Below are 14,770 nucleotides of genomic sequence, written 5' to 3' on the forward strand. Positions count from 1 at the left end.
TCGGGCCGCATCAGGGTCTGCCGGTTGAGGTCCGGCTCCTCCAGAACGCCCGGATGGACCAGGATCAGCCGGCCGATGCCGGCGGCGGCCAGGTAGGTCGCCGCCGCTCCGCCGACCCCGCCTACCCCCGCCACCAGGACGGTCGCGCCGCTGAGCCGCCGCTGAGCGGACACTCCGAAGCCCGGGATACCCAACTGCCGCTCGTACCGTCGATGCGGGTCGAAGACGGACGGCGCCTGCCGACGGGATGGGTACGGTGCCGGCGGCCCGGCACAGATGGACCCCAGAAGACGCGGGTGGGAACGGAATCGGGCGGTGACCATCGGGCGCTCCCCGGGTTAGGCCGAACAGGTGATCAAGTAGTGCGCTGTCAGGACACCAGCGCGACCCGGCCGATCTCGGGCAGGACCTCCTTCAACCGGCTCTCGATGACGCCGGTCAGGGTCGCGGTGGCGCTGGAGCACCCGCCGCAGGCTCCGGTAAGGCGCAGGTGCACCTCCGCCGTCCCGGGCTCGCCGTTGCCGGCGAGGGTCGCGATGACCTCGGCGTCCCCGCCGTCTCCCCGCAGGAAGGGCCGGATCTCCTCCATGATCTCTTCGACCTGCTCGCGCAGGCGGGCGTCCGCGGCGGTGCGCTCGGTGGAGTCCGAGGCACCGAAGGACGTCCCGCAGCCGCAGGAGCTGGTCGCGTTCGGGTTATGGAAGGTGAACCCGGAGGAGGTCAGCGTCTCGGTGTAGTCCACGCGCAGCCCGCGCAGCAGGTGAACCATCGACGAGTGGACGACGACGTCGAAGCCGTCCTGGCCGACGACGACGTCCTCGGCCTCAGCGCCGGGGACGAGCGCCAGGTTGTAGATGAAGCCGGCGCAGCCACCGGGGTCGACGCCGATCCGCAGGCTGAACCCGCTCGTGCCGGGAGTCGAGGCGAGCAGGTGACGGACCTGCTTCACGGCCCGGTCGGTCAGTTCGACGGTGGGGGTGGTGGCGCTCATCGGACGGCAACCTCCGCTTCGGCACGATGTGCAACAAGGCGGGAGCCGACCTCGGCCACCGCCTTCTCGATCAGGTCGTAGAGCTCCACCGGTTCGATCCCGGCGTTCTCGAGCGCCTCGCGCGGCCCGATGCCGATCTTGCTGCACAACACCGCCGCGCAGTCGGACAGCATCGCGACCGTCTTGTCGAGCTTGGAGGCGTCCTCGTCGCAGTCCGACGGGCCGTTGCAGTAGCGGTCCACGTCGCGGGTCTGCACGAGCCGGGCCCAGCCCGGACCCCCCTCGTAGATCCAGAACTCGGTCGCGTGACCGAAGTGCTGGTTCACCACGCCGCTGCCCTTGGTCGCGACAGCGACGAGCACGACGTCCTCCGGGCGGGCGTTCCCCGGGCGGGCCCCGGCCGGGGTGCCCTCATCGGGGGATGCGCCCGGGCCGGAGGGAATGACCGCGCCGGTCGAGATGTTCAGCGCTCCCCGGGTGGCAGCAACCTCGGAGCGCCACCGTTCGATCTCGCTGTGCGCCTGCCGGCGGCCTTCGAGGTCGTAGTCGATCTCACGGCCACGGAACGCCTCGGGGGTGAACTCCTCACCCCGGTCCTCACCGAGCAGGCCGACGGCGTCGGCGCGGCACTGCCGGCAGTGCCGCATCATGTTCATCTCGGCGCCGTCGTCCTGCTCGCAGCGGTCCTGCAGCGCCTTGAGCTCCTGCGGGGTGGGGCCGCGCTGCCCGGTCAGGCCGAAGTGGGTGCCGTGCTCGGGCGCCGACACCAGCGGCATCACGTTGTGCAGGAAGGCACCGAGCTCCTTGACCTTCCGGGAGACCTCGACGAGATGGTCATCGTTGACCCCGGGGATCATCACCGAGTTGACCTTGCAGAGGATCTTCCGCTCGGTGAGCATCGCCAGGCCCTCGAGCTGGCGCTCGGAGAGGATCCGGGACGCCTCCCGGCCGGTGTACCGCTTGCCGCGGAAGGCGATCCACGGGTAGATCCGCTCCCCGGCCTCGGGGACGATCATGTTGATCGTGATGGTGACGTGGTCGACGTTCAGCTCGGCGATGCGGTCGACGTGGTCCGGCAGGGTCAGCCCGTTGGTGGACAGGCAGAGCTTGATGTCCGGGCAGTCCCGGGCCACCAGTTCCATCGTCCGGAAGGTCGGCTTCGGGTTCGCCAGTGGGTCGCCGGGACCGGCGATCCCCAGCACGCTCATCTGCTTGATCTCGCTGGCCACCAGCTTGACCTTGGCGAGGGCGTCCTCGGGGGACAGCAGGGTGCTGGTGACGCCGGGACGGCTCTCGTTGGCGCAATCGAACTTGCGGTTGCAGTAGTTGCACTGGATGTTGCAACCCGGGGCGACCGCCACGTGCATCCGGGCGTAGTACTGGTGGGCCTCGGCGCTGTAACAGGGATGGTTGGCGATCTTCTCCGCAATCTCCGGGTCCCGCACCGGAGTGCTGGTGCCACAGCTGGACTTGCTCGCGCAGCCGGCGGCGGTGTCGGGCGCCAGCTCGGTGGCCTGCCGGGGGATCTCGCCTGCCAGGTCGGTGGGCAGCAGCGGCAGGCTGACGGGGGTTGCCTTCACGACCGCCCTTCCTTCCCCCGGGCGGTCGCCGTGCCGGTCGCCGGAGCGGTCGCAGAGGAGGTCGCGGTGGTCGCGGTGGTCGCCGCGGCGGGTGCGGCGGTGCCGGCGGCGACAGCCGCCGCCTGCTGCCACTGCTCGGGGGAGACGAGCTCACGTTCCAGCGCGCCGACGATGCGGCCGTGGTCGAACGCCACCGCGTACACGATGTGTTCCTGCAGGTAGAGGCCGACGTTGATGACCTGGCCACGGGTGCCGGCCTCGACGAGGATCTCACCGACAGCGATCGCCGGGTCCGGGTACGTGCCGTCGTTACGCAATGCCTTGACGGCGACCACGATGTCGCCGACGTCGTAGGTACTGTTCATCGGGTTCCACCCAGGTAGTCGGCGGACGTGGCGGCGTGGTGCGGCCAGGCGGACTGGGACGGCTCCACCGGGTCGGACGGCGCCGACGGCTGGGGCACCGTCGGGGCCAGCCGCTCGACGGTGATCGACGACGCGGGCACGAACGACTCCTGCGGCGCGTGGTCCTGCAGCACCTTGAACAGGCGATGGTCCAGGGCGGAGGCTGCGGTGAAGGCCTGGTAGGAGCGGACAAGCGCGTCGCGGTACTCCCGCAGCAGCTCCACCGGGTTCCCGACCTCGGTCCGGGTGTTGTGCAACTCGACCAGCTGGTTGGCGAAGTACCGGAGGATGTGCAGCCGGTTGACGGCCAGGACCCGCGGGTCGTAGTCGACGTCCAGCAGGGTGAAGTACTCCTCGGCGGTGGAACAGCGGCGGAAGTCCGCTAGCTGGCCGGCGGCCGTGCTCACGCTCATCGCGATGTCTCCTTCTCGAGCAGGCCCTCGAGGAGGGCGATCTCCGCATAGGCGTCGTAGGTCCGGCGGGCGACGTCGAGCAGGCCCTCCCAGCCGATCGGGAGGTCCTCGGCGAGGTCGTGCAGGTCGAGCTTGAGATGGGAGGCCCGGCTACGAAGCTTGCGCAGCCGCAGCTCGGTGTCGGCCGGGGCGCCCCCGGCCGGGGTGTCGGCGGCTTGGGCGTCAGGAGTCATCGCGGGCCACCTCGTTCCATCGTTCGATCTGCTTGGTCGCACCGGTCACCAGCGACTCGCCCCGGGCGGAGAGCTCGTCCATGGAGCCGAAGCCGAACCGCTGCACGTCCCGCAGCGCGTCGGAGAGGACGACGAGCCGCCCGGCACAAATGATCACGCGCCCGAACCCCTCGTGACTGAGGTCGAGCACGGTGGTGGTGAACGCCCCGGTCGCCTTCTCGGTGACCGCCGCGACCGCCTGGTAAAAGGAGCGCACCCGGCCCTCTACGGCGGCGTCGATGTCGCAGTTCACCGCGATCTCGCGGCGCTGCTCCCGAGTGACGATGAACGGGCGGAGCAGGTCCTCGTCGGAGAACCGTTCCAGTTGGCCGTAGGTGTCCCCGGCGCGCAGCTGGTCGACCAGGTCGCCGAGGAAACCGGTCTTCGCGGTCATGCCGCCGTCCCCCTTGGGCTTCAGGGCCGTGGCACCGCCGCGGGTCCAGGTCGCCGCCGGCTGCGGCTCGTGGGACCGCAGCACCTTGCGCAGCCAGGGCGGCGGATTGCCGGCCAGCGTCGAGGTGTAGCGGCGGAGCAGCTCGGGGATGGCGGTGCCCTTGACCACCTTCACCGGGTGAATCCGGGCCTTCACCACCTTCGCCGCGGCCGTCCCGCCGATGTCACTGATGTTGAGGATCGCGCAGTCCGAGACCGCGGCGAGCCTAGATTCGATCTTGTCCTGTTCGTCCGTCGGCGCCGCGTCGAGCGCGCGGGTCTCCAGGAACCTGGATCCCTCGGGGCTGACCTCGTACACGTCGAACCGTTGGCACCACCCGAAATGCTGATCCACAGCGGTGCCGTCGCTGGTCGCGAAGGCGATCTTCAACACGGAGACTCCTGGAACAGGTTGTCGAGTTGATCGGGTTCACCCGCGGAGCCGGGCTGGGTGGGGATCTCGGCCCGGTGGGCGGGTTGCCCATCCGCGCCGGGCACGGAGAACCTCCGCCCGGGACGGCGGTGCACGTGCTCGTGATCGAGTAGACGATTCGCGGCTTCGATGAGCAGGCGCAGGCTTCCGGCGTACCCGGCGGTACCGGCCAGCGCCGCGCCGAGCCGATCGAAGATCGGGAAGCCGACGGGCAGGTGCGCGGCACCGATCCGGTCGGCGACCTCGCGGGCATGGCTGGAACCGAGGACGAGGTGCGCACCGCCCGCCCGGGCCCGTTCGGCGAGGTCGGTCAGATCGCCGACGACGACCTCGTCCCAGGGCGCGTCCGCGAGGACCGGCGCGCCGGTCGGGGACACCGCCGCCACAACCTCGGCCCCGACGTCGTGCAGCAGGGAACCGACGGCGACCAGGGTCTCCGGCTCCATTGCCAGCGCGACCCGGGCGCCACCGAGGACGAAGTGCGTATCGAGCAGACCGTCGGCGAGCCGGGCCCGGGCCTGCCGGACCCGGGTCGGCGCGGACGCTCCAGTGAGTTCGATCAGCTCGGTGACCAGGGCGTCCATCTCCGTCATCCCGCTGAGATGACGGTGGCGGAAGATCCGGGCGCCGGTCCGGGCGGCGAGCAGGTCACCGGCCGCCGCCGCGGTCGCACCCGCGACGAGCACGGCCCGCGACCGACCGAGGGCCCGCAGCCGCGCGAGCCCGGTGCCGCCGGTCGTCGTGGGCTGCCAGGCGGGGGCCAGGTGCCCGTCCACCGATCCGGACAGGTCGGGGACGAGTACCGGGTTGAGCCCGAACGCGCGAATCAGCTCACCGAGCTCGTCGAGGTCGGCCGCCGTCAGGGATGGGCCGACCAAGACTGCGAGCTGGCGCGGATCCAGATCGCCATCGTCCGCCGCCGCCACCCGCCGGGCGGCGGACCCCAGAGACCTGGCGGACCCAGCAGCCTCGGCGGACCCAGCGGTAGTGAGATGCGTTACGGGAGCGCTGGCCGCGATGAAGGCGGTGCGCCCGGTAAAATATTTCGCTTCGGAAGGCTCCGTTTCGGAATGCTCTGCCGGCACCACCGCTCGGACCAGCGCCTCCAACGCGGCCGACCAACCGTCGGACAGCCCACCGATGAAGTCCGGGGTGGAGACCCCGACGATCAGCGGGGCCCCGCCGGGGGCGGAGTCGTTCGCCCCCGCCTCCGACCCGCTCGAGTCGGTCTCGTCCCAGGCCGAGAGGTACTTGCGCAGCTGGCCGCCGACGTCTTCGCCGCTGACCTCGGTGATTCCTGTGGTGAGCAGGCCGATAATCTCCGGCCGCTGCTTCTTCCGGATGGCATCGAGCGTCTCCACCATCGCCTCACCACTGCCGAGGACCGCGGTCACCTCGGTGATCGCGGTGGTCTGCAGCGGGATCGGCTCGTTGAAATGCCGGGTGAGCAGGGCCTTGGCGAACGACGCGCACCCCTGCGCACCATGCATGATCGGCAGCGAGCCGGCGAGGCCCAGGAAGACCAGCGCACCCCCGAGCGGCTGGCTGTGCTTGAGCGGGTCGATCGCCGCCTGCCGCTCTCCGGTCACGACCTCGGCCATCAGCGGGCTCCAACCAGGTCCCAGGGAGCGGGCCGGCTGACCTGCTCCCAGACCGGGCTCGCGATCGCCATGTCGAGGCGCCGGGCGAGCTCGACCATCCCGGTGTAGCCGGCGTAGGGGATGTGCCGCTCCTGGTTGATATCGAGGAACGGCAGCCGGCCCTTCAGCGCGGTGTACTGGTTGCGGCCGCCGGCGACGAGGATGTCCGCCCCGGTCTGCTCGGCGACCCGCAGCAGCTCGCGCGGACTGCCCTCTTTGATCATCTTTGCGTCGCCGAGCAGCTCGCGGATCTTGTCCACGTCGCCGTCGGAGCTCTTGGTGATGCCGCTGCCGACCACCTCGATGCCGAGGTCCTGCAGCGCGGACACGATCGACCAGCTCTTGACCCCGCCGGTGTAGAGCACCGCCTTGCGCCCGGCGAGCCTGCGCCGGTACGGCTCAAGTGCGACGGCGACGGCCGCCTCCTCGACAGCGATGAGCTCCTCCGTGCGGCGGGAGAGCTCGTCGTCCTCGAGCAGGCGGGCGAAGCCGCGCAGGGTGTCGCCCATCGCCCGGGTGCCGTAGAAGCTGCCCTCGAACCACGGGATCCCGTAACGTTCCTGCAGGCCACGGGCGAGTCCGAGCAGCGCGCGCGAGCAGACCACCATCGTCGCCCTGGCCCGATGGGCCGCGGCGACGTCACGGTAGCGGGCATCACCGCTGATGCACGCCTGCACCCGGAGGCCCAGCCGGGACAGCAGCGGCAGGACGTCCCACAACTCCCCGGCGATGTTGTACTCACCGATCAGGTTGACGTCCCGGTCGGTGGTGAGCTCCGGCTCGACGGTGCCGATCACGTGGTCGAGCAGGGCCTGGCCGGCGAGCCGGTTGCCGAGGTTCTTGCTGCCAACGAACCCGGGCGAGTGGATCGGGGTCACCGGCACCCCGGACTCGGCGGCGGCCGCCGCGCACACCGCGTCAAGATCGTCTCCGATCATCGCGGTAACGCAGGTCGAATAGACGAAGACCGCTGGCGGCGAGTGCCGCTCGACGACCTCCAGGATGGTGTCGAACAGGCGCTGTTCCCCCCCGAGCACCACGTCGTTCTCGGCCATGTCGGTGGTGAAGCCGTGCCGGTAGAGCACCGGCCCGGACGACAGGCTGCCCCGGCCGTCCCACGAGTTGCCCGCGCAACCGATCGGGCCGTGGACCACGTGAGCGCAGTCGGCGATCGGGACGAGGGTGATCATGGCTCCGTCGAAGGCACAACCTCCGGAAGTGCCCCCGGGCTTGGGTTTGGGACAACCCGCCTTGCGGACCTTGGTGGTCTTGGCGTTGTTGTGGTTACAGGCCGGTTCGGTGAACAGCGCGACGCGTTCTGTGGCTGCCATGGGCCATCCTCGGAAGGACGCGGTTCTACGGGCACGGTTCTTGAAAGAGGTGGGACGGGGGCGTGGGGTCGATCGATCCGGGAGGTGATCGATCGACCCCACGGCGGGGTGGTCGGCCGGTCGCAGGGAGCGCGGTGGGCGCGGCCGGCCGACCACGTTCAGATCCGGCCGGGAGCCGGACCGACCACAGTTGTGCCCGGTCGGACGCTCAGCGGACGACGTCGAAGCTGTGGTCGGGGCTGGTGCGGTCCAGCTCGTCGAGCACCGTGTTGACGAGCTGGGTGAGCAGGTACAGACCGCCGGTGTAGCCGACGATCGGGAAGCGGTGCAGGTGGTGCCGATCGAAGATCGGAAAACCGACCCGGACCAGCGGCACGTTCGCCTCCCGGGAGATGTACTTCAGGTACGAGCTCCCGATGAGCAGGTCGACCGGCTCGGTAAAGACCAGCGACCGCAGGTGCCAGAGGTCCTTGCCCGGCCAGACGGTCGCCTCCTCGCCGAACTTGCTGGTCGAGAGGACCTTCTCCAGCCTGGGCGCGAAGGAGTTGTCGGCGTTCGTGCTCAGCAGGTGGACCGGGATCATCCCGAGTTCGAGGGCGAAGCCGGTCATCGCGATGACGAGGTCAGGGTCACCCGCGATGGCGACCCGCTTGCCGTGCAGATAGGCATGCGAGTCGGTGAGCGCGTCCACCAGGCGGCCACGCTCGGCGGTGAGCTCGGCCGGGATCTCGACCTCCGCCAAGCGGGCCACCTCGGTCAGGAAGCGGTCGGTGTTCTTCACCCCGATGGGGGTCTCGAGCACCACCGTCTCCTGCTTCCACCCGTCCCGGACGAACTCCGTCGTCTTGCGGGTGGTGGTCTCCTGAAGCATCACGGTAGCGTGGCTGAACCGAGCTGTGGCGGCCTCGGCGAGCGGGGTACCACCTGGGTAGAGCTCGTACTCACCCGTCGCCGGCGAGTCCAGGGAGCTGCTGTGGTCGCCCAGGATCAGGGGGTCGACACCCATCAGCTCGAGGATGCGGCGGTACTCGCGGTGGTTGCCGACGTAGGTCTCGAAGCCGGGCACGATGTTCAGCCGGGGCTTCCCGGGGGACTCGACCTTGTCGGCGTCCGCCGTCTTGCCCAGGAGGTCCAGGATGCCCTTGAGCATGCTGTCGTAGCCGGTGAGGTGTGAGCCCACGAAGCTCGGCGTGTGCGCGTACGGCACCGGGTAGTCGGCGGAGATCGCGCCCCTGTCCCGCGCCGCGCCGATGTAGGCGAACAGATCCTCCCCGATCACCTCGGCCATGCAGGTGGTGCTGACCGCGACCATCTTGGGCTTGTACAGGGTGGTCGCGTTCTCGAGCGCCTCGACCAGGTTGTTCAGCCCGCCGAAGACGGCGGCGTCTTCGGTCATCGACGAGGATGCCGCCGGGACGGGCTCCTTGAAGTGCCGGGCGAAGTGGCTGCGGAAGTAGGCGACGCAGCCCTGCGAGCCGTGCACCAGGGGCATGGTGCCCTCGAAGCCGAGGCCCGCCAGGACCGCGCCGAGCGGCTGGCACGCCTTGGCCGGGTTGACGGTCAGCGCCTCCCGGGCGAAGTTCTTCTCCCGGTACTCCCAGCCGCGGGTCCACTCCAGGACCCGGGCTACCTCGGCGGCGTCGCTGCCGTTCTCGAACTCGCGCTTGCCCTCGAACTGCTCCTGGTAGACCTCGTCCTTGAACAGCTCGCTGTGGTCGAGGACCCGCAGCGGGACGGAACTGTTTGTTTCCGGAGTCGTCGTCACCGGACATCCTCCCTTCTACCGTGGCTGATGACTGCCGGCTACCGCCGGCGGGAGCCGGACCGGCTGGTCAGAACACCTCTCCGGCCTTCGACCAGGGGGTCTCCAGGAGGTCCCAGGTCGGGCTGTTGATCGCAATGTCCATGTCACGGGCGAAGACCGCGAAGCCGTCCACGCCGTGGTATGGCCCGGAGTAGTCCCAGGAGTGCATCTGGCGGAAGGGGACGCCCATCTTGTGGAAGACGTACTTCTCCTTGACGCCCGCGCCCATCAGGTCCGGCTTGAGCCGCTTGGCGAACTCCTCCAGCTCGAAGGCCGTCGGGTCGTCGTAGAGGACCACGCCCTCCGCGAGAGCGGGGTAGGTACGGGTGTAGTCGTCCTTGTGCGCGAACTCGTAGCCGGTGCCGACGACCTCCATGCCGAGGTCCTCGTAGGCACCGATGGTGTGCCGGGGCCGTAGTCCGCCGACCGCGAGCATGACCCGCTTGCCTTCCAGGCGCGGCCGGAAGGCGTTCGTGATCTCGTCGAATCGGACCTGGTAGCGGGCGATCGCCGCCTCGGTCTTCTGCTTGATCTCGTCGTCGAAGAAAGCCGCGATCTTCCGCATCGAATCGACGATCTTGGTGGGACCGAAGAAGTTGAACTCGGTCCACGGAGTGCCGTAGCGCTCCTCCATGGTTGTGCAGATGTAGTTCATCGACCGGTAGCAGTGGATCAGGTTCAGCTTCGACAGGTGCGTCGAGGCCATCTCGTTGATCGTGCCGTCACCGGACCACTGGGCGATGACCCGCAGGCCCATCTCCTCCAGGATCTTCCGGGAGGCCCAGGCGTCGCCGCCGATGTTGTAGTCGCCGATGAGCGCGACGTCATACGGCGTCTGCTTGAAGGTGTTCCCGCCGGTGCCCAGCACGTGGTCGCGGACCGCGTCGTTGGCGATGTGGTGGCCGAGGGACTGGCTGACCCCGCGGAACCCCTCGCAGCGCACCGGGACGACTGGCAGCTCGAGCTTCTTCGAGGCCTTGCGGGAGACCGCCTCGATGTCATCACCGATCAGACCAATCGGGCACTCGGACTGGACCGAGATCCCCTTGGCCAGCGGGAACAGCTCGGTGATCTCGTCGCAGACCGTCTCTAGCTTCGGGTCACCGCCGAAGACGATGTCCTTCTCCTGGAAGTCGGTCGTGAACTGCATCGCGGCAAAGTTGTTCACACCCCAGGGGCCGCGGGCGTAGTTGCGCCGGGTGGCCCAGGAGTACTGGCCACAGCCGACCGGGCCGTGGCTGATGTTGACGATGTCCTTGACCGGGCCCCACACCACGCCCTTGGAACCGGCGTAGGCGCAGCCGCGGATCGTCATGACCCCCGGGCGGGATTTGATGTTGGACTTGACCTCGCACTCCTTCGACCCATCGGGGTCGTTGGCCTTGAGGTGCTTGGCGCGGAACTTGGCCGTCTTCGCGGGGTAGTTCGACAGCACCTCGGCGATCATCGCCTCGGTCTCGGCCTTGATCGGTGCCGGCGTCGTCGTCATGGTCGGGACCTCATCCTCGACGGAGTCGGAGCAGGTGACAGGGTCAGGCGACAGCGGCGGCCTTGCCGATGATGGTCTCGTCCTCCTGCTCCATGATCCCGAAATCGATGAGGAGCTCCTCGAGCTCGTCCATGGTGATCGGCGTCGGGATGGTCTTCATGTCGTTGTCGACGATCTTCTTGGCGAGCTGCCGATACTGGTCGGCCTGCTCGTTCTTCGGGTCGTACTCGATGACCGTCATCCGGCGCAGCTCGGCGTGCTGCACGACGTTGTTACGCGGGATGAAGTGGATCATCTGGGTGTTGAGCCGGCGGGCGAGCTCGATGATCAGATCGTCCTCGCGGTCGGTGTTACGGCTGTTGCAGATGAGCCCGCCGAGCCGGACACCGCCGGAGTGCGCGTACTTGAGGATGCCTCGGGCGATGTTGTTCGCCGCGTACATCGCCATCATCTCGCCGGAGGTGACAATGTAGATCTCCTGCGCCTTGCCCTGGCGGATCGGCATCGCGAACCCGCCGCAGACGACGTCACCGAGGACGTCGTAGGTGACGAAGTCGAGGTCCTCGTAGGCGCCGGCTTCCTCCAGGTAGCTGATGGAGGTGATGACACCGCGGCCGGCGCAGCCCACACCGGGCTCCGGGCCGCCGGACTCGACGCACCTGATGCCCCACTGGCCCTCGACCAGGACCTCGTCGAGCTCTAGGTCCTCGACCGAGCCCTTCTCGGCGGCCAGCTGAATGACGGAGGTCTGGGCCTTGGAGTGCAGGATGAGCCGGGTCGAGTCGGCCTTGGGGTCGCAGCCAACGATCATGATCTTCTTGCCCATCTCGGCCATCGCCGCCATGGTGTTCTGCTGGGTGGTGGACTTGCCGATACCACCCTTGCCGTAGAACGCGATCTGGCGCATGCGGTGTTCCTCCTCGGAACGGTTGCCCAGCACAGGGGGCACCGGTGCCACGACCACGCCGATCGGGCAGGTCGGGCCGCTGGGCCCCTGGGCTGGAGTCGTGCCGCCGGCCGGGTTTGGCCAGGACATCGGCACAACCGTTAGTTGTTGATCGACCCCGTTGCGTCTGCCAGCCGGGTCCGGTCCCTGCCGGACCAGGCCTAGGACGGCGGGGCCTCCACCCGGGGGGCCGGCACTTCGGCCCGCCCGAGAAGTTCCTGGAAGTCACGGCCGTGCAGGCCGCGCTTCGTCTGGGTCGCCGTGGCCCGGACCCGCTCAAGCAGCGGCTCGATCTCGCTGTCGTCGGCGGTGATGCCGTACTGGGCCAGCGCGTGACGCACCGAGGCCCGGCCGCTGTGCTTCCCGAACGCGAGCCGCCGTTGCCCGCCTACTTCGGCGGGGTCGAACGGCTCGTAGGTCGACGGGTGTCGCAGCACGCCGTGGACGTGGATCCCCGACTCGTGCGCGAACACCGACTCACCGACCACCGCCTTGCCCACCGGCAGCGGGCGGCAGGCGGCCCGGGCCACCATCCGCGCGAGCCTGCGGAACGAGGTGGTGTCCAGGTCCACCGGCACCTTCAACAGGTGCCGCAGGGCCATCGCCACCTCCTCCAGCGGGGCGTTGCCGGCCCGCTCCCCCAGACCCAGCACCGTGGTGCTAACCCAGATGAATCCGGCCTGAACCGCGGCGATGGTGTTCGCGGTCGCCAGACCGAAGTCGTCGTGGGCGTGGATCTCCCACTCCCCCGGGACCGCCTGGACCAGCCGGCCGAGCCGGGTGTAGGCGCTGACCGGGTCCAGCAGACCGACCGTGTCGGCCCAGCGGATCCGGGTGGCACCCCACTCGCGCAGCTCGCCGGCCAGCTCGATGACGAAGTTGTCGTCCGCGCGGGAGGCGTCCTCCAGGCCGACGCTAAACCGCAGCCCGCGGTCAGCCGCGTCGAAGACGCAGTCGCGGATGCGGCGCCGCGCCCATCCCCGGTCCCGGCCCAGCTTGCTCTTCAGATGCAGGTCGGAGACGGGAATGGTTAGGTGCGCAGTGACAATTCCGCAGGACAGCGCGGCATCGATGTCGCGGCGGTCGGCCCGGCACCACGCCACCACGCCGGCCTGAGGCTGCGTCGCGAGGATCTCCCGCAGGACATCCCGTTCGGCGGGTCCCATGGCAGGTATTCCGGCCTCGATCTGGTGTACGCCGATGGCGTCCAGAGCAGCGGCGATGGCAAGTTTCTCGGCTGCGGTGAATGCCACCCCAGGCGCCTGCTCGCCGTCGCGCAGGGTGGTGTCGCAAAACCTGACCGGCGCGGCCGGCTCGACCGTAGGCGTGGATGAGCTGGGAAAACGGGGACCGGGCACTGTCATCACCAGCCGTCGATCGAGAACAGAAGGCCATGGGCTCGCCCCGAACAGTGGTTCTCCGTTTGTCCGGTGGCGACACGAAGAACACTAGGAGCCGTTTATTTCAGCCCTGCAAACCCCGGTAACTTCGGCGTTAACAGGTATTCCGTCGGGATGACTGGAAGCTTCTCCAGAAAAATACCCCGAAAGATATTCGCAAAGAAAAATCTTTAATTAAAATTTTCCTGGAAACTTTCCCTCGTGGCGCCGCCCACATAGCTCCGGGCGCGCCGCCGAAGTGGTCCGGAGCACACGGTACGCCAGGAAGATCGCCCGACTACGGGGATCCCCCGATCCGCCGGAGCGGTGTAGATGACGGTAGCAAACGCCCCGTGCAGATGAGATGTTATCGGAACATTCGAACAAGAGTTTCAGCGAGGTACCTGCCGTGTTACGTACAGATGTCGGCGCTATCGATGCTGGTCACGGCGGATGAACAAGATGACTCACATTCATGTTGGCAGCTTCCCGGCCGCCGCGCGATCCCGATCATCAGGATTAACTTTTTCGAAACCGACAAGGTCCGTCGTGGGTGGACCTCACCCGGAGAGTCGGTTATCTTATGGATAACAGTTATTTTCCGCCGGGCGACGCCGGGCGACGCCGACCTGGCAGCACGCAGTGCTTTCCTATGGAGAGCGGAAGGAGCTGGGCGTGTCGGTTCGCGTATACGTGGAGCACTTGGGTTGCCAGTCAGGATGGTAGAGATGACGGACACGCAGATGGTCGGCGTGCCGTCCGACCCGCCGGGGACGTGGGAGGACCTGCGTGCGACCGTAGTAGGCAACAACGGTGTCTTCCGGATCAACATGGGGACACTGCGGGAGATCGGCGGCTATGGCCGGTTGGGTACCAACGTGCGGCAGATCCTGAGCCGGAACCTCGCCGGCATCGGTCTCGGGCACCTGCCCACGGAACTACCGTCCTACCAGGACAAAGAGGTTCTGCTCTTCCAGTTCGGCACACCGGCGGCAGAGATCGTCGAGGCGGTCCGGGAGGGCGCCTCCGACGGAGCTGAATCCGCGCTGATCAGGCTGAACTCCTCGCAGGACATCGCGAAGGTGCGCGACGCCTCACTCAAGGCTGTCGAGCTCCTCTCGATTCTGAACGACCGCTGCCGGGACTGCATGCGCCCGCTGCATTAAGCGACCGGTGGTCGTCACGCCTACGTTTGATCATGGCCGCGAACCACGGCGTGGGAACGACGGCGACAAAGCGTCATCGTGGCGACGGCGCTGTCCCGCTTCACCCATGCCATCGCCCAGTGGAAGTGGCCATGTCGTGGCGGACAGTCGTGGCTGGCGGCACGGACCGGGACGGCGGGCGGCGTTTTCCAACGCCGCCCGCCGTCTTCGGCGTTGAACTCGCCGTTGTGCTCGGCATTGAACGCCATGAGACGATGCACCATCGATCGAGTCCCGCATCGCCGGGACGGCTCCCACATTCGCGGAGCGCACTTGCATTCGCCGGAACGCACCTGCACTGTCGGCCTGCCCCCGCATTTACCCGGCGCCCCGCATTGTTGTTGAGCGCCCGCTTTCACCGGACTCCGCTGCATTTGCATTTAGCGCCCGGAACAGGCGTGGATGCCCTCGGTAGCCACCCGCTCCGGAGTCCCGTAGCCGTGGCGTCGGG

General features: G+C 68.4%; 15 protein-coding genes and 1 pseudogene. 1 reads left to right on the forward strand and 15 read right to left on the reverse strand.

The features are described 5' to 3' along the window. The 14 genes and pseudogenes from AC08OJ_RS09260 to nifV form a co-directional block, all read right to left on the reverse strand. Positions 1 to 323, reverse strand: a 323-nt coding sequence (locus tag AC08OJ_RS09260; protein WP_476595520.1) for a ThiF family adenylyltransferase, incomplete at its 3' end; no start/stop codon positions are given. 47 nt (positions 324 to 370) lie between these two features. Further along, complete coding sequence (locus tag AC08OJ_RS09265) at positions 371 to 991, reverse strand: iron-sulfur cluster assembly accessory protein (protein ID WP_476593141.1); 621 nt, start codon at positions 989 to 991, stop codon at positions 371 to 373. Then, positions 988 to 2,571 (reverse strand): nitrogenase cofactor biosynthesis protein NifB, encoded by a 1,584-nt coding sequence (gene nifB / locus AC08OJ_RS09270; protein ID WP_476595521.1) that lies wholly within the window; start codon positions 2,569 to 2,571, stop codon positions 988 to 990. Before nifB ends, AC08OJ_RS09265 begins: the two co-directional genes overlap by 4 nt. Continuing rightward, a complete protein-coding gene (locus AC08OJ_RS09275) occupies positions 2,568 to 2,936 on the reverse strand; it encodes a nitrogen fixation protein NifZ (protein ID WP_476593143.1) in 369 nt (122 codons plus the stop codon). The genes nifB and AC08OJ_RS09275 overlap by 4 nt, the downstream gene beginning before the upstream one ends. Beyond that, complete coding sequence (gene nifW / locus AC08OJ_RS09280; protein ID WP_476593144.1) at positions 2,933 to 3,388, reverse strand: nitrogenase-stabilizing/protective protein NifW; 456 nt, start codon at positions 3,386 to 3,388, stop codon at positions 2,933 to 2,935. The genes AC08OJ_RS09275 and nifW overlap by 4 nt, the downstream gene beginning before the upstream one ends. Further along, complete coding sequence (locus AC08OJ_RS09285) at positions 3,385 to 3,621, reverse strand: CCE_0567 family metalloprotein (protein WP_476593145.1); 237 nt, start codon at positions 3,619 to 3,621, stop codon at positions 3,385 to 3,387. Before AC08OJ_RS09285 ends, nifW begins: the two co-directional genes overlap by 4 nt. Then, a complete protein-coding gene (locus tag AC08OJ_RS09290) occupies positions 3,611 to 4,054 on the reverse strand; it encodes a NifX-associated nitrogen fixation protein (protein WP_476593152.1) in 444 nt (147 codons plus the stop codon). Before AC08OJ_RS09290 ends, AC08OJ_RS09285 begins: the two co-directional genes overlap by 11 nt. A gap of 6 nt (positions 4,055 to 4,060) precedes the next feature. Next, positions 4,061 to 4,486, reverse strand: a pseudogene (gene nifX, locus AC08OJ_RS09295) (nitrogen fixation protein NifX); the annotation flags it as partial. Further along, positions 4,480 to 6,126: a nitrogenase component 1 gene (locus tag AC08OJ_RS09300; protein WP_476595522.1), complete on the reverse strand. Its 1,647-nt coding sequence runs from the start codon at positions 6,124 to 6,126 to the stop codon at positions 4,480 to 4,482. The pseudogene nifX and the gene AC08OJ_RS09300, both read right to left, overlap by 7 nt. Beyond that, the gene (gene nifE, locus AC08OJ_RS09305; RefSeq protein ID WP_476595523.1) at positions 6,126 to 7,496 is read right to left on the reverse strand and encodes a nitrogenase iron-molybdenum cofactor biosynthesis protein NifE; all 1,371 of its coding nucleotides are present in this window, start codon (positions 7,494 to 7,496) and stop codon (positions 6,126 to 6,128) included. The genes AC08OJ_RS09300 and nifE overlap by 1 nt, the downstream gene beginning before the upstream one ends. A gap of 208 nt (positions 7,497 to 7,704) precedes the next feature. Then, entirely contained in the window at positions 7,705 to 9,261 is a 1,557-nt protein-coding gene (gene nifK, locus AC08OJ_RS09310) for a nitrogenase molybdenum-iron protein subunit beta (RefSeq protein WP_476595524.1), read from the reverse strand. A gap of 67 nt (positions 9,262 to 9,328) precedes the next feature. Further along, entirely contained in the window at positions 9,329 to 10,789 is a 1,461-nt protein-coding gene (gene nifD / locus AC08OJ_RS09315; RefSeq protein ID WP_462186746.1) for a nitrogenase molybdenum-iron protein alpha chain, read from the reverse strand. Positions 10,790 to 10,832: 43 nt separating this feature from the next. Next, on the reverse strand, positions 10,833 to 11,696 hold the full coding sequence (gene nifH, locus AC08OJ_RS09320; protein WP_476593153.1) for a nitrogenase iron protein: 864 nt from the start codon (positions 11,694 to 11,696) through the stop codon (positions 10,833 to 10,835). Positions 11,697 to 11,896: 200 nt separating this feature from the next. Next, positions 11,897 to 13,102 carry a homocitrate synthase gene (nifV, locus tag AC08OJ_RS09325; RefSeq protein WP_476593149.1) on the reverse strand — a complete coding sequence of 402 codons (1,206 nt, stop codon included), beginning with the start codon at positions 13,100 to 13,102 and terminating at the stop codon, positions 11,897 to 11,899. 740 nt (positions 13,103 to 13,842) lie between these two features. Between nifV and AC08OJ_RS09330 the strand changes: the two genes are divergently transcribed. Continuing rightward, positions 13,843 to 14,280, forward strand: a complete 438-nt coding sequence (locus tag AC08OJ_RS09330; RefSeq protein WP_476593150.1) for a hypothetical protein — start codon at positions 13,843 to 13,845, stop codon at positions 14,278 to 14,280. 20 nt (positions 14,281 to 14,300) lie between these two features. Here AC08OJ_RS09330 and AC08OJ_RS09335 read toward each other — a convergent pair whose 3' ends face one another. After that, positions 14,301 to 14,528, reverse strand: a complete 228-nt coding sequence (locus AC08OJ_RS09335; RefSeq protein ID WP_476593151.1) for a hypothetical protein — start codon at positions 14,526 to 14,528, stop codon at positions 14,301 to 14,303. Positions 14,529 to 14,770: the final 242 nt, after the last annotated feature.

The sequence above is a fragment of the Frankia sp. CgKIO3 genome (assembly GCF_977946435.1).